Annotated in this window: 13 protein-coding genes; 10 read left to right on the plus strand and 3 right to left on the minus strand. The window is 71.1% G+C overall.

Annotated features, from left to right (window positions below):
• Positions 1-66 precede the first annotated feature (66 nt).
• The 10 genes from ACEXOR_RS08350 to ACEXOR_RS08395 all read left to right on the plus strand — a co-directional run bounded on the left by ACEXOR_RS08350 (position 67) and on the right by ACEXOR_RS08395 (position 12,816).
• The gene (locus tag ACEXOR_RS08350; RefSeq protein ID WP_374849092.1) at positions 67-3,060 is read left to right on the plus strand and encodes a Na+/H+ antiporter subunit A; all 2,994 of its coding nucleotides are present in this window, start codon (positions 67-69) and stop codon (positions 3,058-3,060) included.
• Complete coding sequence (locus ACEXOR_RS08355; protein ID WP_374849093.1) at positions 3,057-3,626, plus strand: NADH-quinone oxidoreductase subunit K; 570 nt, start codon at positions 3,057-3,059, stop codon at positions 3,624-3,626. Before ACEXOR_RS08350 ends, ACEXOR_RS08355 begins: the two co-directional genes overlap by 4 nt.
• A complete protein-coding gene (locus ACEXOR_RS08360; protein ID WP_374849094.1) occupies positions 3,623-5,248 on the plus strand; it encodes a Na+/H+ antiporter subunit D in 1,626 nt (541 codons plus the stop codon). Before ACEXOR_RS08355 ends, ACEXOR_RS08360 begins: the two co-directional genes overlap by 4 nt.
• Complete coding sequence (locus ACEXOR_RS08365) at positions 5,245-5,838, plus strand: Na+/H+ antiporter subunit E (RefSeq protein ID WP_374849095.1); 594 nt, start codon at positions 5,245-5,247, stop codon at positions 5,836-5,838. Before ACEXOR_RS08360 ends, ACEXOR_RS08365 begins: the two co-directional genes overlap by 4 nt.
• A complete protein-coding gene (locus ACEXOR_RS08370; RefSeq protein ID WP_374849096.1) occupies positions 5,835-6,098 on the plus strand; it encodes an MrpF/PhaF family protein in 264 nt (87 codons plus the stop codon). The genes ACEXOR_RS08365 and ACEXOR_RS08370 overlap by 4 nt, the downstream gene beginning before the upstream one ends.
• On the plus strand, positions 6,095-6,457 hold the full coding sequence (gene mnhG / locus ACEXOR_RS08375) for a monovalent cation/H(+) antiporter subunit G (protein WP_374849097.1): 363 nt from the start codon (positions 6,095-6,097) through the stop codon (positions 6,455-6,457). Before ACEXOR_RS08370 ends, mnhG begins: the two co-directional genes overlap by 4 nt.
• Before the next feature lie 131 nt (positions 6,458-6,588).
• Positions 6,589-7,044, plus strand: a complete 456-nt coding sequence (locus ACEXOR_RS08380; RefSeq protein ID WP_374849098.1) for an SRPBCC family protein — start codon at positions 6,589-6,591, stop codon at positions 7,042-7,044.
• Between the two features lie 249 nt (positions 7,045-7,293).
• Entirely contained in the window at positions 7,294-10,590 is a 3,297-nt protein-coding gene (locus ACEXOR_RS08385; protein WP_374849099.1) for a S8 family serine peptidase, read from the plus strand.
• Positions 10,591-10,768: 178 nt separating this feature from the next.
• Positions 10,769-12,214, plus strand: coding sequence for an alpha/beta hydrolase (locus ACEXOR_RS08390; protein ID WP_374849100.1), 1,446 nt, complete (start codon positions 10,769-10,771; stop codon positions 12,212-12,214).
• Between the two features lie 110 nt (positions 12,215-12,324).
• The gene (locus ACEXOR_RS08395; RefSeq protein ID WP_374849101.1) at positions 12,325-12,816 is read left to right on the plus strand and encodes an LppA family lipoprotein; all 492 of its coding nucleotides are present in this window, start codon (positions 12,325-12,327) and stop codon (positions 12,814-12,816) included.
• Positions 12,817-12,928: 112 nt separating this feature from the next.
• On the opposite strand, the gene ACEXOR_RS08400 is transcribed toward ACEXOR_RS08395, so the two are convergent.
• The 3 genes from ACEXOR_RS08400 to ACEXOR_RS08410 are packed head-to-tail and all read right to left on the minus strand — an operon-like array spanning position 12,929 to position 16,778.
• Positions 12,929-14,437, minus strand: a complete 1,509-nt coding sequence (locus ACEXOR_RS08400; RefSeq protein ID WP_374849102.1) for an aldehyde dehydrogenase family protein — start codon at positions 14,435-14,437, stop codon at positions 12,929-12,931.
• A gap of 29 nt (positions 14,438-14,466) precedes the next feature.
• The gene (locus ACEXOR_RS08405; protein ID WP_374849103.1) at positions 14,467-15,570 is read right to left on the minus strand and encodes a LacI family DNA-binding transcriptional regulator; all 1,104 of its coding nucleotides are present in this window, start codon (positions 15,568-15,570) and stop codon (positions 14,467-14,469) included.
• Positions 15,567-16,778 carry a fumarylacetoacetate hydrolase family protein gene (locus ACEXOR_RS08410; RefSeq protein ID WP_374849104.1) on the minus strand — a complete coding sequence of 404 codons (1,212 nt, stop codon included), beginning with the start codon at positions 16,776-16,778 and terminating at the stop codon, positions 15,567-15,569. The genes ACEXOR_RS08405 and ACEXOR_RS08410 overlap by 4 nt, the downstream gene beginning before the upstream one ends.
• Between the last annotated feature and the right edge of the window lie 24 nt (positions 16,779-16,802).

A 16,802-nucleotide genomic window follows, 5' to 3' on the forward strand; every position in this document is an offset into this window, starting at 1 on the left:
CGGGCCGAGGCACCCGGTGGCCGGGTACACTTGAACCCTGCCCTCTCCCCGACCCGAGGAGTCCGCGTGATAGTGGTCCTGCTGATGTTCGCAGGGCTTGCAGCGCTCACTCCGATTCTCACCAGGGCCCTCTCCACCCGCGTCTTCTACCTCGTGGCGGCCCTCCCGGCGGCGGCCTTCGTGTACACGCTCACCCAGAGCGAGACGGTGCTGGGTGGCGGCACGGTCACCCAGAGCGTGGAGTGGATTCCGCAGCTCGGCATCGCCCTGAGCTTCCGGGTCGACACCCTCGGCTGGCTTCTCGCCCTGGTGGTGACGGGAGTCGGCGCCCTCGTGCTGGTCTACTGCGCGCGCTACTTCTCGCCCGACGAGCCGCAGCTCGGGCGCTTCGCGGCCCTGCTGCTGGCGTTCGCCGGCACCATGTACGGTCTCGTCACCGCCGACGACATCTACATCATGTTCATGTTCTGGGAGATCACGAGTGTGCTCTCGTACCTCCTGATCGGCCACTACACCGAGCGCAAGGAGAGCCGCGGCGCGGCGCTCCAGGCCCTGCTCGTCACCACGTTCGGCGGCCTCGCCATGCTCGTGGGCGTCATCCTGCTGAGCACCGCCGCCGGCACCACGTCGATCGCCGGCATCGTGGCCGACCCGCCGGCCGGGGGTGCGCTGGTCACCACCTCGATCATGCTCGTCCTGGCCGGCGCCCTGTCGAAGTCGGCGCTGGTGCCGTTCCACTTCTGGCTGCCCGCGGCCATGGCCGCCCCCACCCCGGTGAGCGCCTACCTGCACGCGGCCGCCATGGTGAAGGCCGGCATCTACCTCATCGCCCGCTTCGCCCCGGGCTACGCCGACACCCCGGGCTGGACCGAGGTGCTCGTGGTGGTGGGCGTCTGGACCATGGTGCTCGGCGCCTGGCGTTCCCTGCGTCAGAACGACCTCAAGCTCCTGCTCGCCTACGGCACCGTGAGCCAGCTCGGCTTCCTCACCGTGGTGGTGGGCTTCGGCAGCCGCGACGCGGCCCTGGCCGGAGCCGCCCTGCTGCTCGCGCACGCCCTGTTCAAGTCGACCCTGTTCCTCGTGGTGGGCATCGTCGACCACGACGAGGGCACCCGCGACCTGCGGCACATCTCGGGCCTCGGGCGTCGTCGCCCGGTGCTCGCGGCCACCGCCGTCGTCGCCGCGGCGTCGATGGCCGGCATCCCGCCCCTGCTCGGCTTCGTGTCGAAGGAGGCGGTGCTCACCTCCTTCCTCGAGGCCGTCGAGCACGGTGAGCCCTGGGGCTGGGTGGCGCTGGTGGGCGTGACCGTCGGTTCGGTGCTCACGGTGGCCTACAGCGCCCGCTTCGTGTGGGGCGCCTTCGCCACCAAACGCGAACCCGCCGCCGTCACCCGCGAACCCGGCGCGTCGGGTGCCGTCAGCGGCAGAGCAGCGGATGCGCATCCCGCCCCCGAGGCCGGCGAGCACGCCCCCGACCGCCTCATCCTCATCGCCCCCGTGGTGCTCACCCTCGCCACCATCGCCGGCGGCATCCTCTCGGCCCCCCTCGGTCACGCCCTGGAGGGCTACGCCGACGAGGTGCCGGGCGGTGGCGACTACCACCTCGCGCTCTGGCACGGGTTCGAGCCGGCGCTGGGCATCTCGGCCCTGGTGATCGCGGCGGGCCTCGCCCTGTTCGCGGCCCGCACGAGCTTCTCGCGGCTGCAGAAGAAGGTGCCGCCGATGGTCGACGCCTCGCGCACCTACTGGGCCATCGTGCGCGGGGTCGACGCGGCCGCCGCCCGCATCACCCTGTTCGCCCAGAAGGGCGGCCTGCCGCAGTACCTCAGCACCATCCTGCTGGTGTTCGTGCTGTGCCTGGGCGCCACCACCGCCTTCAACCGCACCTGGCCAGGCGAGTTCGTGCTGTTCGACTACCCCGCGCAGGTGTTCGTGGCCGCCGCCATGGCCGCCGCCGCGGTGATGGCGGCCCGGGCCACCCACCGTCTGGCCGCGGTGCTGCTCGTGGGCGCCACCGGCTTCGGCCTCGTGGTGCTGTTCGCCTTCCACGGCGCCCCCGACCTGGCGCTCACCCAGGCGCTCGTCGAGACGGTCACGATCGTGGTGTTCGTGCTGGTGCTGCGCCGGCTGCCGCCGCGCATCGCCCAGCACAACACCCCGATGAAGCGCGGTCGCCGACTGCTGATCGGCGCCCTCGTGGGAGCCACTATGGGCGTGGCCGGCCTGGTGGCGCTCGGCGCCCGCCAGGCCGGCACCCTCACCGACGAGCTCGCCCGACTCTCGGTGGAGGAGGGCCACGGCAAGAACATCGTGAACGTGATGCTCGTCGACATCCGCGCCTGGGACACCATGAACGAGCTCTCCGTGCTGATCGTCGTGGCCACCGGAGTCGCGAGCCTGCTGTTCGTCACGGGCCGCAACGTGACGATGCCGCGCCTTCGCGAATCGCGGGGGCAGCGGCAGGGGCGGCGTCGCATCCGGCTCGTCGAAGACCCGCACACCTCGGCGTCGGCTCCGGATGACCGGCAGCACTCGTGGCTGCTCGGCGGGCGCACTCTCGCCCCCGAGAACCGGTCGCTCATCCTCGAGGTGCTGGTGCGCCTGATCTTCCACCCCGCCATCGTGGTGTCGGTGTATCTGCTCTTCGCCGGCCACAACGCACCGGGCGGCGGCTTCGCCGGCGGTCTCGTGGCGGGCCTCGCGCTGATCGCCCGCTACCTCGCGGGTGGTCGCTACGAGATCGGCGAGACCCTGCCGATCGGGCCGGGGGCGCTCCTGGGCGCCGGCATGCTGCTGGCCACGGGCACCGCGGTGGGGAGCCTCTTCCTCGGCACCGACGTGCTCACCTCGGCCTACTTCGAGGCCGACCTGCCGCTGCTCGGGCATCTCTCGTTCGGCACCAGCTCGATCTTCGACATCGGCGTGTACCTCGTGGTGATCGGGCTGGTGCTCGACGTGCTGCGCGCCCTCGGCGGCGAGGTCGACCGTCAGCAGGCCGAGGCCGAGGGCGGCACCGACCGCTCCGACGAGCACTCCGTGACGGCGGAGGAGGCCCGATGAGCGCGTCGATCACCCTCGTGGTGCTGATGGCCGTGATGTACGGCGCCGGCGTGTACGTGATGCTCGAGAAGAGCCTCACGCGCATCCTGATCGGCTTCCTGCTGGTGGGCAACGCCACCAACCTGCTCATCTTCATCATGTCGGGGCGGGCGGGCGACTCGCCCATCGTCGACGGCAACAACGCCGACACCGTCGACCCCGTGCCCCAGGTGCTGATGCTCACGGCCATCGTGATCAACTTCGGCGTGACGGCGTTCATCCTGGCCCTGATCTACCGCTCGTGGTGGCTGTCGAACCTCGGCGACGAGGGCGACGACGTGGCGGCCTCCGAGGAGGAGGACGAGGCGATGGAGATCGACGAGGCCGGGGTGTACCACGCGTCGCTGGAGAGCGACGACGACGCGGTGCGGTCGATCCTGGACGAGGGTGCCGACACGGGCGACCCCGACGACGATCGCGGCGGCGACGGCAGCGACGGCAGCGGCAGCGGCGACCACGACGACCGGAACAGCGACCACGGCACGGGCGACGAGCCCAGCGAACGGGACAGGGATGTGATGCGATGAGCACCCTCGTACCGCTCCTGGTGATCATCCCGCTCGTCGGAGCCGCCGTCACGCTGATCCTCGGCCGCTACCCGCGCCTGCAGATCGCCATCAGCGTGCTGGCGCTCACCGCCGTCACCGTCGCGGCGGCCGTGCTGCTCGCCGCCGTCGACAGCTCCGGCACCGCCGTGGTGGTGCAGGTGGGCGGCTGGCAGCCGCCGTTCGGCATCGTGCTGGTGGTCGACCGGCTGTCGGCCATCATGGTGGTGGTCTCGGCCCTGGTGCTGCTCGGCGTGCTCGTGTTCGCGGTGGGCCAGGGCATCGCCGACCGCGACCGCGACACCCCGGTGTCGATCTTCCACCCCACCTACCTCATCCTGGCCGCGGGGCTGTTCGACGCGTTCATCGCGGGCGACCTGTTCAACATGTACGTGGGCTTCGAGATGCTGCTCGCGGCCAGCTACGTGCTGCTGACGCTCGGCGGAACCGGCTCGCGCATCCGGGCCGGTGTGACCTACATCGTGGTGAGCCTGGTGTCGTCGCTGCTGTTCCTGGGGGCCATCGCCCTCATCTACGGGGCGACGGGCACCGTGACCATGGCGCTCCTGAGCGACCGCATCCGGGAACTGCCGCTGGACGTGCAGGTGATCCTGTGCGCGGCGCTGCTGATCGGCTTCGCGGTGAAGGCGGCCGTGTTCCCGCTGTCGTTCTGGCTGCCGGACTCGTACCCCACCGCCCCCGCGCCGGTGACGGCGGTATTCGCCGGCCTGCTCACGAAGGTGGGCGTGTACGCCATCATCCGCACCGACAAGCTGCTCTTCTTCGACGTGCCGCTGCAGGTTCCGCTGCTGATCGTGGGCGGGTTGACGATGATCGTCGGCATCCTGGGGGCGCTCGCCCAGGCCGACGTGAAGCGACTGCTGTCGTTCACCCTGGTGAGCCACATCGGCTACATGATCTTCGGGGTGGCCATCGGCACCGAGCTCGCCTCCGGCGCCACCATCTACTACATCGTGCACCACATCCTGGTGCAGACCGCCCTGTTCCTCGTGGTGGGGCTGATCGAGCGCAGGGGCGGCTCGACCAGCATCACGAAGCTCGGCGGGCTGCTGAAGAAGGCGCCGTTCGTGGCCGCGCTGTTCTTCATCGGGGCGCTCAATCTGGGCGGCATCCCACCGTTCTCGGGATTCCTCGGCAAAGTGGGACTGTTCGAGGCCGGGGCCGCGAGCCCGAGCCCGCTGGTGTACGTGATGATCGGCGCCGGCATCGTCACCTCGCTGTTGACGCTCTACGCGCTGATGAGGGTGTGGAACATGGCGTTCTGGCGCCCCAAGGCCGACGTGGAGGGCTACGAGTCACCCCTGATCGAGTCGCTGCAGGAGGGCCCCACCGGCTCGGTGGGCACCATGACCGGCACGAAGGCGGGAACCGACACCGGCACGCGCACCTCGCCGCTGATGATCGGCGCGGCCACCGGACTGATGGCGCTCACCCTCGGCCTCACCGTGTTCGCCGGGCCCTTGTTCGACCTCGCACAGCGGGCCGCCGGCAACGTGTCGACCCCCGAGCTCTACATCGAGTCGGTCTTCCCCGGCGGCTCGGTCATCCCCTCCACCGTCGACCAGCCGGGGGGTGGCGGATGATCGCCCGTGTCGTGAGCGGGCTCGTGCCCTTCCTCGGTCTCGTTCTCATCTGGATGCTCATCTGGGGCCAGTTCACGTGGCTCGCCCTGGTGTCGGGCGTGCTGCTGGCGCTGCTGGTGTCCGGCACGTTCTACCTGCCGGCCGTGCGCCTGAGCGGCCGCATCAACCCGTGGTACGCGCTCGTGTTCATCCTCCGGCTCGGCGGTGACATCGTGCTCGCGTCGCTGCAGATCGCCTGGATCGCCCTCGCCCCGGGGTACAAGGCCTCGAACGCCGTGATCACCGTGCCGCTGCGCACCCGCTCCGACCTGATCATGACGTTCACGGCCGAGGCGGTGTCGCTCGTGCCCGGCTCGATCGTGCTCGACATCGACCGCGAGTCGGCCACGCTGTCGCTGCACGCGTTCAACGTGGGCTCGACCGCCGACATCCCGGCCCTCAAGCGCACGGTGCTCGCCACCGAGCGGCGGCTCATCCTCGCGGCCGGGTCGCCCGACGACCTCAAGCGGCTCTCCTCCGACCGGAGCGGGGCGGCCGGGGGCAACGGCTCCGACGGGGGCCACACGCCGACCGAAGGGGGCAGATCGTGATCGTCGTCGTGATCGTGGCCGGACTGCTGATGGGTGCGGGGGCCATCGGGGCCATCGTGCGCATCATCCGCGGACCGTCGGCGCTGGACCGCATCATCGCCTCCGACGTGCTCGTGGCCACCGCCATCTGCGCGATCGGGGCCGAGATGGCCATCAACCGCCACACCGACACCATGCCGGTGCTGCTCGGGCTCGCCCTGTTCGGCATCGTGGGCTCCGTGTCGGTGGCGCGGTTCCTCTCGACGAGGGACGACACATGAGCGCACTGGAGTGGGGCTTCGACGGATTGGGCCTCCGCGAGGTGGTGACCGCGGTGCTGGTGCTGCTCGCCGCGCTGATGTGCTTCGCGGCGGGCGTCGGGCTGCTGCGCTTCCCCGACGTGCTCTCGCGGCTGCACGCGGCGACGAAGCCGCAGATCCTCGGTGTGATCGCGATCGTGGCCGACGTGGCGGTGTCCAACCCCTCCGCGGTCACGATCACCCTGGCGGTGGCCATCGTGTTCTTCCAGAGCCTGACGGCCCCGGTGTCGGCGCACATGGTGGGCCGGGCCGCGTACCGCACCGGGCACTACCTGCCGGAGACGCTGGTGGCCGACGAGATCGCCGAGCGTGACTCGTAGTCCGCAGCCCGTGGCTCGTGGCTCGTGGCTCGTGGCTCGTGGCTCGTAGCTGAGTGCGCGGTGTGCACGCCTTGGCAGCGCGGTGGCACCGTCGTTTGCTGAGAGGAGTCCCACCACGAAGGAGATCTCCCATGGCTCAGATCATCGAAACCGTCGACGTCGACGTTCCCGTGCGCACCGCGTACAACCAGTGGACGCAGTTCGAGTCGTTCCCGAAGTTCCTCGACTTCATCGAGTCGATCGAGCAGCGTGACGACACCCACACCCACTGGACGGTGAACATCGCCGGCCAGCACCGCGAGTTCGACACCGTCATCTCCGAGCAGCACCCCGATGAGCGCGTCGCCTGGACGAGCACGAACGGCGACGTCGACCACGCCGGCGTGGTCACCTTCCACAAGCTCAGCGACACGACCTCGCGCGTGGCCGTGCAGATCGACTGGGAGCCCGAGGGCATTCTCGAGAAGCTGGGTTCGGCCGTCGGCGTTCCGACGCACGCGGTGAAGAAGGACCTCGAGAAGTTCAAGGAGTTCATCGAGTCGCAGGGTTCGGCCGACGGCGCGTGGCGCGGAGACGTGAAGGCCTGACCCGGGCCGCATCTTTCGGGGGTCACCCCGTCACCCCCGAAAGGGGGCAGAACAGTACTCGAATGTGAACGAAAATGGCAGCCTTATATTCGGGGGAAATTCTCGGCATGATCAACGGACATTCACACGTCCGTCGCTTCTACGCCGGACGTTCCTTCGAGAAAGCAGTCCTGCGTGCGCCGAGCCTCCGCGACACCGTCGTTCCGTTCGTATCGTTCTGAGGGGTCCGGAGGCCGAGTAGGCCGACGGATGGCGGCGGTCGTCGCCGTGGCCGGGGTGGTGGCCGCCGGTGCCTTCGCCTTCTCCCCCGCCTCGGCGGCTCCGGCCGGGTCGGCCGTCAAGCCGCCCGCCGGGCCGTCGTCACCCGTGTCGTACAGCGACGGCACCTACATCGTCACCCTGAAGGGCGACCCGGCGGCCACCTACTCCGGCGGCGACCAGCGGTTCGCCCCGACGGCTCCGGAGGAGGGCCGCCAGCTCGAGGCCGGGGCCTCCGAGGTGCAGCTCTACGCCGCGCACCTCGAGAACCGTCAGGATGCGGTGGCTGCGTCGGTCGGCGCATCCGTCGACTACAGCTACACCCTCACGCTCAACGGCTTCTCGGCCCGGCTCTCGGGCGAGCAGGCGGCCGAGCTCGCGCAGAACCGCGACGTGGCCACGGTCACCAAGTCGGAGGTGCGGCACCTCGACAGCGCGGCCGCCGCCCCGGCCGTGACCGCACCGGCGCCGGCGGCACTCACCCCTTTTCCCGACACCGGCCAGGAGTCGTCGATCGACTTCCTCGGGTTGACCGGTGGTGACGGCCTGTGGTCGGAGCTCGGCGGAGCCGACGAGGCCGGCGCCGGGATCGTCGTGGGCGACCTCGACAGCGGCATCGCGCCCGAGAACCCGTCGTTCGCGGGTGACGCGCTCGGCACCACCGCGGGAGCCGAGCCGTACCGCTCGGGCGACGACATCGTGTTCGAGAAGTCCGACGGGCAGCAGTACTCCGGTACCTGCCAGGCCGGCTACGACGCCGACCAGCAGTGGACCGGCGACGAGTGCAACACGAAGCTGATCGGTGCCAGCTGGTTCTTGCCCACCGACCTCTACGGCAAGGTGGGCTCGGCCGACCGGCCGGAGTACCTCTCGCCCCGAGACGGCGACGGGCACGGATCGCACACCACCTCGACCGCGGCGGGCAACGCCGACGTCGACGCGACCATCGGCGACTACGACTTCGGCAGCATCTCGGGCGTCGCCCCGGCCGCGAAGGTGGCCGAGTACAAGGTGTGCTGGAACGGCAACGGCGCAGACGTGGACGACGGCTGCTACACCGAGTCGATCCTCGCCGCGATCGACCAGGCCGTGGCCGACGGTGTCGACGTGATCAACTTCTCGATCGGCGGCGGCTCGGCCACCTCCACCTTCGCCCTCGAAGACCAGGCCTTCTTCGGCGCAGCCGCAGCCGGCGTGTTCGTCTCGGCCTCGGCCGGCAACTCCGGCCCGGACGCCAGCACGCTCGACCACGCCTCCCCCTGGTACACCACGGTGGCCGCCTCCTCCATCCCCACCTACACGGCCACCGCCCAGCTGGGCGACGGTCAGGCCTTCACCGGCTCGTCGATCACCGTACACGACCCGGTGACCGCGCCGATCGCGCTGAGCGCCGACCTGGCCGGAGCCACCGGAGACGCGAAGATCTGCGAGGCCGACAGCCTCTCCCCGGCCCTCACGGCCGGCAAGATCGTGGTGTGCGAGGCCGGTGTCACCGCCCGCGTGTCGAAGTCGGCCGAGGTGGCCAGGGCCGGAGGCGTCGGCATGCTGCTGGTGAACCCGTTCCCGAACGCCGACCACGCCGACGACCACTCGGTGCCGTCGATCCAGATCGACTCCGACGCCTACGACGCCATCTACGCCTACGCGGCGACCCCCGGCGCCACGGCCACGCTCGTGCAGGGCAACACCACGGGTGAGGAGCGACCGGTGCCCCAGGTGGCCGGCTTCTCCTCGCGCGGCCCGGCCGAGGCCGACGGAGCCGACGTGCTGAAGCCCGACATCTCGGCGCCCGGCGTCTCGATCCTCGCCGACGGCGCGAACGCCCAGGGCGACCCGGCGACGTTCCAGTTCGAATCCGGCACCTCGATGTCGGCGCCGCACATCGCCGGCCTCGCCGCCCTGTACCTCACGAAGTACCCGAACGCCTCGGTGTCGACGATCAAGTCGTCCATGATGACCTCGGCGTACGACACCGTGGAGCAGGACGGCTCGGCCTCGGACGACGTGTTCGCCCAGGGTGCCGGTCACGTCGACCCGACCCGGATGCTCGATCCCGGACTGGTGTACGACAGCGGGGTTCCCGACTGGATCGCCTTCCTTCAGGGTGAGGGCTACGTGTTCAGCGAGCCGACGGGCATCGACGCGATCGATCCCTCCGACCTGAACCAGGCGTCGATCGCCATCGGTTCGCTGGCCGGGGCTCAGACCGTCACGCGCACCGTCACCTCGACCGCGGCCGGCGACTACACGGCCTCGCTCGACATCCCCGGTGTCGACACCACAGTGACACCCTCGACGCTGTCGTTCGACGGCCCGGGCGAGACGGCCACCTACACCGTGTCGTTCGACGTGGCCGGCGCCGAGCTCGACGAGTTCGCCACGGGCTACCTCACCTGGACGAGCACCGACGGCGACGAGGTGCGCAGCCCCGTGGCCGTGCGGCCGGTGGCCATCGCCGCTCCCTACGAGGTGAGCGGAACCGGCTTCTCGGGCAGCGTCTCGGTGCCGATCACCTCGGGCGTCGACGGCGCCCTGCCGCTGACCGTGACGGGCCTCGCGCAGGGCACCCTGCTGAAGGATCCGACCGCCGCGGACGGACACTCGGGCACCCTGCCCACCGGTTCGGAGTCGGTCACGACGACGACGGTGGCCGAGGGGGCGACGTTCGCGCGGTTCGATCTCGACTCGCTCGACGACGCAGCCGACCTCGACCTCTACGTCGACCTGCTGGGCCCTGACGGGAGCCCCGTGTCGTCGTACGTCTCGGCCACCGGGTCGGCCGACGAACGGGTCGACATCGAGAACCCCGAGGCCGGCACCTACCGGGTGCGCGTCGACATCTACGCGGTGCCCTCGGGCTCCACGGCGGCGACCTTCGACCTCGTCGACTACGTGCTCGGCGGCGTCACCGCGGGCACGCTCACGGCGCCGGCATCCCTCGACACCGTCTCGGGTGCGGCCACGAGCTACGACGTGGCCTGGAGCGGCCTCGGCGGGCCGGCGAAGTTCCTCGGCAGCGTGTCGTACGGCGACACCGGGGTGTCGACCCTGGTGTCGATCAGCACGCCGACGCCGCCCGACCCCGGTACCGCGCCCGGCCCGGGTGGCGGACCGGGAACCGACCCGCAGCCGCAGCCCCAGCCCGGAACCGTCCCGGCCGGTGACGGCACGGGAGCCCTCGCGGCGACGGGTTCGGGTGGCCTGGGCCTCGGGCTGATCGGGTTCGCCGTGCTGGCCGGCGGGCTCACGACGCTGCTCGTGCTGCGCCGCCGCACCTCCCGCGCCTGACCCCAGGCTCGCAAGACCAGATCCGTCACTTTCGGCCCCAAAAACCTTCGGGTGGGGCGGAAAGTGACGGATCTGGTCTTCGCACGCGTGCAAAAGGTCGGCTCGGCGAATGGGGAGAGCTACCCATCGACACCCGTAGAGCGCACGGCTACCGTGAATGCGACGAGGGAGGTTCGCCATGACTGCAGGCCTGTACGGCGCGGATGTCGCCCAGTTGCGCGAGTTCGCGCGTCTGGCGGCGACGGCGGCCTCCGAAGCGCGGTCGGCCGCATCCGTCGTGGCCACGCAGGTGCAGTCGAGCCCCTGGCGGGGTCCGGATGCGCAGCAGTTCCGCGCGGAGTGGAGCTCGCAGCACGGCCCCCGGCTGCACGCGATCGGCGGGGCTCTCGACGAGGTGGCCCGCGTCATCCGTGGCAATGCCGACGCGCAGGAGACGACGAGCACCGACGACGCCGGCGCGACCGGAGGCCCCGGTGCCGGCTTTCCCGCCAGTACCGCGAGCACGACCCCGGCGGCCCCCGCCGCCGGCACCCCCGACCCGCCCGCGAACGGCTCACCCGACGACGTCACGGCCTGGTGGAACGGTCTCACCGACGCCCAGCGCGCCGCCCTGATCGAGCAGCAGCCCGAGCTCGTGGGTGCGCTCGACGGCGTACCAGGAGCGGCCCGCGACGAGGCCAACCGCATCCTTTTGCAGCAGGAGATCGAGCGCGTCGAGGCGATGCCCGGACTGCCCGACCGCAACGCCGCCGCCGAGCGCGCCCGCCTCCTCGACGCCTTGAACGCCATCGACAAGGCGCTCGACGACAAGCCGGGCACGCAGCTGCTCCTGCTCGACACGCAGAGCGGCGACCAGGTGCACGCCGCCCTCGCGGTGGGCGACGTCGACACCGCCGAGAACGTGGCGGTGTTCACGCAGGGCATGAACTCGGGCACCGAGGTGGAGAACGGGGTGTCGAACTCGGTCAACGACGCTGCCCGGCTGCAGCAGGCATCCGACGCCCAGCTGCGACAGGACGGCGAGGCGGGGTCGACCGCGGTGGTGGTGTGGATGGGCTACGACGCGCCGGGCATCGGCCAGGTGGCCAACCCGATCTACGGGGCGAACGGCGCCCCCGATCTGGCGCAGTTCGCCGAGGGGCTCCGCAGCGTGAACGGCGACGCCCACCTGACGGCGCTCGGACACTCCTACGGTTCGTACGTGACCGGGTCGGCGCTCCGGCTCACCGATGCCTTCGACGACGCCGTGGTGTTCGGGTCGCCCGGGGTCACCACCGGCGACGTCGACAACCTCGAGATCGGCAGCGGCACCCTCTACGTGATCGAGGCCGATGGCGACGCGGTGGCCGACTTCGGCTACTTCGGGCCCGATCCGAACCACATCACCGGGGCCACCAACCTCAGCTCCGACGCCGAGGGTTCGCACCTGGCCTCGTCGGGTCACAGCGAGTACCTGATCGACAAGAGCACCTCGCTCTACAACATCGGAGCGGTCGTGAGCGGCAACGCCGACCGCGCCATCGAGGGCGACAACTCGGGGCTCGGCGACATCCTGCGCGGCTCGCTCGGGCTGAGCGTCGACCTCCCCACCTCGATCATCGGCAAGGTGCTGGGCGTCGAATGAGTCGAGACAGAAGCCGAACCGGTCGGCCCGGAATCCGCCGTACGCTCGGCATCGCCACCATCGTCCTCGCCACGGCAGTGCTCGTGAGCGGATGCGGAAAGGAGTACACAGTGACGCTACCCGGAGAAGGCGGAGCCCCCGCCGCGGATGGGCCCGCATCCGAGGCCGGTGCGGGCACGCCGGCCGCCGCCGACGCCGCCCCCGACGCCACAGCGGAGGAGGCCGCCGCGCGCCTGGACACCATGCTGGCCGAACTGCAGGACGCCCTCGCCTCGGCCGTCCCTGGCGGGGAGTGGACCGTCGACGGCAGCACCCAGGTGCTCGGCGGCAGCGAGCGTGACGGCGTCGAGACCGCCATCGCCGTGTCGGGCATCGCCACCTACGACCAGCCGATGCCGACCGACGACGGCGAGCGCGCGGCCGTGCTCGCCGCGCTGGATGCGGTGGCCGGACGCTATGGCTTCAGCGCCCTGCAGGTGTTCGTGCAGCGCTCCGACGAGGTGCAGGCCACGGCCGACGATGCGGCCGGCAACCAGTACAGCCTCGGGAGCCGCGTGTTCACGACCCTCTCGTACACGACCGTCGAGCTGCCCGACCCCTGAGAACCAGTCCCGCCCGGAGAACCAGTCTCGCCCTGAGAACCAGACCCGTCACTTTCGGCCCCAAAACCCCGCTGGTAGGGCGAAAAGTGACGGATCTGGTCTTCGGGGGGGGTCAGGGGAGGGTGAGCACGCCGTCGAGGCGGCGCGGGATGCCCACGGGCCCGTCGCGGAGCTCGGGCGGCAGCGCCGCCTGCGGCGCGTTCTGCCAGGCGAGCGGCCTGAGGAACCGCCGCACCGCCGTCACCCCCACCGAGGTGTGCTGCGAGTTCGTCGAGGGCCACGGCCCGCCGTGCTGCTGCGCCCATGCCACCCGCACCCCCGTGGGGTACCCGTTGAACACCACCCGGCCCGAGCTCGCCTCGAGCGTCGACGCGAGCTCGGTCACGACGTCGGTCTCGTCGTCCTCGACATGCAGGGTTGCCGTGAGCGAGCGCGGGATGCGGCCGAAGGCCTCGCGCACCTCGTCGAGCGAGTCGTACCTGGCCACCACCACGAGCGGCCCGAAAGCCTCCTCCGCCAGCTCGGCGCCGAGAGCCGCCGCGGTCGTCTCGAGCAGCCGTGGAGCGACGGCGAAACCCTCGGCCCCGTCGTCGGAACCCGACCCCGAGGCCGCGAGCCTCGCCCCGGCCGACTCGAGTCGCTCCGCGATCTCCTCGAACGAACTACGGATGCGCCCGTTCAGCAGCACCTGCGCCGTCGAGGCGGCGGTGAGCGTCTCCAGCGAGTCGACCACCGACTGTCCCTCCGGCCCCGAGGGGATGAAGGCGATGCCGGGCTTCGTGCACAGCTGCCCGGCCGAGCCGGTGAACGACGCGAACAGCCCGTCGGCGATGGCCGCACCGCGCACCGCGGCCGCTCCCGGCGACACCACGAGCGGGTTGATGCTCGACAGCTCGCCGAAGAACGGGATGGGGTCCGGCCGCTGGTCGATCGCGCGCTGGAGGGCCTCGGCCGCACCCAGCGATCCGGTGAAGCCCGCGGCCTTGATCGAGGGCTCCTGCACGAGTGCCACGCCGGCCTGCTGGCCGTAGACGATGCCGAACGTGCCCCGGGGCGCACCCACCGCATCCGCCGCCCGCTGCAGCACCTCGAACGACAGCTTCGAGGTGAGCGGATGGGAGCCGTGCGCCTTCACCACCACGGGCGAGCCGGCCGCGATGGCCGATGCCACGTCGCCGCCGAGCACCGAGAAGGCGAACGGGAAGTTGCTCGAGCCGAACACGGCCACGGGCCCGATCGACACGAGCATGCGCCGCACGTCGGGCGCCGCGCCGAGCGGGGTGTCACCCGCTCGGTCGATCGCGGCCTCGACGAAGCTGCCCTCGCGCACGGCCTCGGCGAAGAGCGAGAACTGAAAGGCGCTGCGTCCGGCCTCGCCGGTGAGGCGGGCGACACCGAGGCCCGTCTCGGCGTCGGCCGTGGCCACGAGCTCGTCGCGGGCGGCCAGCACCCCGGCCGCCATGGCGTCGAGCAGCCGGGCCCGGAACTCCCGCCCGCGCGACTGCAGTTCGTGGGCGGCCCCCTCGGCGCGCAGGGCGATCTCGTGCACGCCGGCGGGGGTGGTCTCGCTCAACTCGGTGGCAGCGCTAACACCGGTACGCGGATCGGTGGTGGTGAGCATGGTGTCTCCTTCGGGGGTGGGGTGGTGGGTCAGGCGCTCTCGCGCGCCACGACCGAGAAGCCGAGGTCGATCTCGGTGGTCTCGCGGGTTCGGCCGGTCATCCGGGCCAGCAGCACCTCGCCCGCCGTGGTGCCGATCTGGCGGTTGGGCACGGCGACGGTGGTGAGGGTGGGCACGAGGTGGCGGCCGATGTCGAAGTCGCCGAAGCCCGTGACCGCGATCTCCCCCGGCACCGAGATGCCCTGGTGCGCGCACTCGAGCACGGCTCCGGCCGCGAACACGTCGCTGGCGAACATCAGCACGTCGGTCTCCGGATGGGCGGCCCTGGCCTCCACCAGCAACCGGCGGCCGGTCTCGTAGTCGACGGTGCCGGTTCCCGAGTCGACCACCCGCACCGGCTCGCCCTCGAAGATCGACGCCACCGCCGACTCGAAGCTGGCGCGCCGCGCGAGCGCGCGGAAGTCTCCGGTCTGGAACGACCCGGCGAACGTGGGATGGCGGTAGCCCCGCTCGCGCGCGAACTCCACCAGGGCCCGGATCGCCGCGCTGTTCGAGAACCCGACCACGCTGTCGATGGGGTGGTCCGAGAGGTCCCAGGCCTCCACCACCGGTACCTTCGACTCCCGCAGCAGGTGGTCGGTGTCGGCGGAGTGGGCCGTGCCCACGATGAAGATGCCGTCGGGTCGCCGCCCGAGGAAGGCGCGCACGAGCTCCTCCTCGTGACCGGGGCGGTACGAGGTGGAGCCGATGAAGAGCTGATAGCCCTCCGGTGCCAGCACGTCCTCCAGGCCCTGCAGGGCGTCGGCGAACACCGAGGCCGACACGGCCGGCACGATGGCCGCCACAGTCATGCTTCGGTTCGACGCCAGGTTCGAGGCGGCGAGGTTGGGTACGTAGCCCGTCTCGCTGATCGACTGGCGCACGCGTTCGAGCGTGAACTCCGACACGAGCTGCGGGCTGCGGATGGAGCGCGAGACGGTCTGCGGCGACACCTGCGCGTGCCGGGCCACGTCTTCCAGCGTGACGCTGTTCGTCGATCGCCGTGACGGCCGCGTCGGCAGCGGAGCGATGATGCCGGTGTCGGCATCGTCACTCGTCGCCGCCGGGCGCTCGGCGACCACGGCGTCGCTCATAGCAGCTTCCGGCCCGCCAGGTTGCGCATCAGGGAGCCGATCCCGAACTCCCACGGTTCGCACCTCTCGCTCGCCTCGACCTGGTTGACCAGACTACCCAGTTCGCCCGCCGAGATCCGCACGATGTCGCCGCGTTTGTGGGTGAATCCCTTGTCGGCGTCGTCGCGGTCGACGATGGGCGCGAACATGGTGCCGAGCATCAGCACGGCGCCGTCCGGGTACCGGTGCTGCGGTCCGGTGAGCTGGGCCACGAGGTCGAGCGGGTCGCGACTGATCCTCGCCATCTCGGAGCGGCCGTCGAGGTGGAAGCCGTCGTCACCGTCGATCTCGAGGGTCACGCTCATCCGCCGCACCGCGTCGAGGTCGAAACCGTCGTCGAACAGGCGCACCAGCGGGCCGAGGGCGCACGAGGCGTTGTTGTCCTTGGCCTTGGGCAGCAGCAGGGCCGACCTCCCCTCGACGTCGCGCAGGTTCACGTCGTTGCCGAGGGTGGCGCCCACGATGCGGCCGGCCGAGTCGATCACGAGCACCACCTCGGGCTCGGGGTTGTTCCAGAGCGAGGTCGAGAGCACGCCCACCTGGCCGGCCGGCCCCACGGCCGCGAGGGTGGGGGCCTTGGTGAAGATCTCGGCGTCGGGGCCGATGCCCACCTCGAGGTACTGGCTCCAGAGCCCCTCGCCCACGAGGTACTCCTTCAGCGCGATCGCGGCTGCCGAGCCGGGCACGATCTCGTTCAGGTCGGCTCCGATCTGCTGCAGGATGCTCTCGCGCATGCGGGCGGCCGCCTCGACGTCGCCGCGCACCCGCTCCTCGATCACCCGCTCGATCATCGAGACCGCGAACGTGACCCCGGCCGCCTTCACGGCCTGCAGGTCGACGGGGGCGAGCAGCCACGGCGCCGAGCGGTCACGGGTGGCCGGGGGCGTGTTGGCGTAGACCTCCTCGAACGAGCCGAGCCGGTCGCCCGCGGCGTCGCGGGCGGCGCGGGCGGGGTCGGCCTGGTCGGCCAGGGCGCTCACCGTGGCGAAGGATGCGCTCAGGTCGAACACGCCGTCGTCGCGCACGAGCACGGGCGACGGGCCGTCGGCGGCCGGGTTCCACACCCGGCCCACCAGGGTGCCGGCACAGCCGTCGGCGGGCAGCGCCTGCGCGGCCGTTCCCGCCCACCCGGGGGCCGGCGCGAGAGGGGTGGTGTCGGTCATGCTCATGAGGTCTCCTGGGTGTGGGGGTGG

This window comes from Herbiconiux liangxiaofengii (genome assembly GCF_041927335.1).
Classification (GTDB): Bacteria; Actinomycetota; Actinomycetes; order Actinomycetales; family Microbacteriaceae; genus Herbiconiux; species Herbiconiux liangxiaofengii.

What these genes read in the sequence shown, in the direction of transcription:
- ACEXOR_RS08355 (WP_374849093.1), top strand. Translation starts at nt 3,057, where the DNA reads ATGAGCGCGTCGATCACCCTCGTGGTGCTGATGGCCGTGATGTACGGC.
- ACEXOR_RS08360 (WP_374849094.1), top strand. Translation starts at nt 3,623, where the DNA reads ATGAGCACCCTCGTACCGCTCCTGGTGATCATCCCGCTCGTCGGAGCC.
- ACEXOR_RS08365 (WP_374849095.1), top strand. Translation starts at nt 5,245, where the DNA reads ATGATCGCCCGTGTCGTGAGCGGGCTCGTGCCCTTCCTCGGTCTCGTT.
- mnhG (WP_374849097.1), top strand. Translation starts at nt 6,095, where the DNA reads ATGAGCGCACTGGAGTGGGGCTTCGACGGATTGGGCCTCCGCGAGGTG.
- ACEXOR_RS08380 (WP_374849098.1), top strand. Translation starts at nt 6,589, where the DNA reads ATGGCTCAGATCATCGAAACCGTCGACGTCGACGTTCCCGTGCGCACC.
- ACEXOR_RS08385 (WP_374849099.1), top strand. Translation starts at nt 7,294, where the DNA reads ATGGCGGCGGTCGTCGCCGTGGCCGGGGTGGTGGCCGCCGGTGCCTTC.
- ACEXOR_RS08390 (WP_374849100.1), top strand. Translation starts at nt 10,769, where the DNA reads ATGACTGCAGGCCTGTACGGCGCGGATGTCGCCCAGTTGCGCGAGTTC.
- ACEXOR_RS08400 (WP_374849102.1), bottom strand. Translation starts at nt 14,437, where the DNA reads ATGCTCACCACCACCGATCCGCGTACCGGTGTTAGCGCTGCCACCGAG.
- ACEXOR_RS08405 (WP_374849103.1), bottom strand. Translation starts at nt 15,570, where the DNA reads ATGAGCGACGCCGTGGTCGCCGAGCGCCCGGCGGCGACGAGTGACGAT.
- ACEXOR_RS08410 (WP_374849104.1), bottom strand. Translation starts at nt 16,778, where the DNA reads ATGAGCATGACCGACACCACCCCTCTCGCGCCGGCCCCCGGGTGGGCG.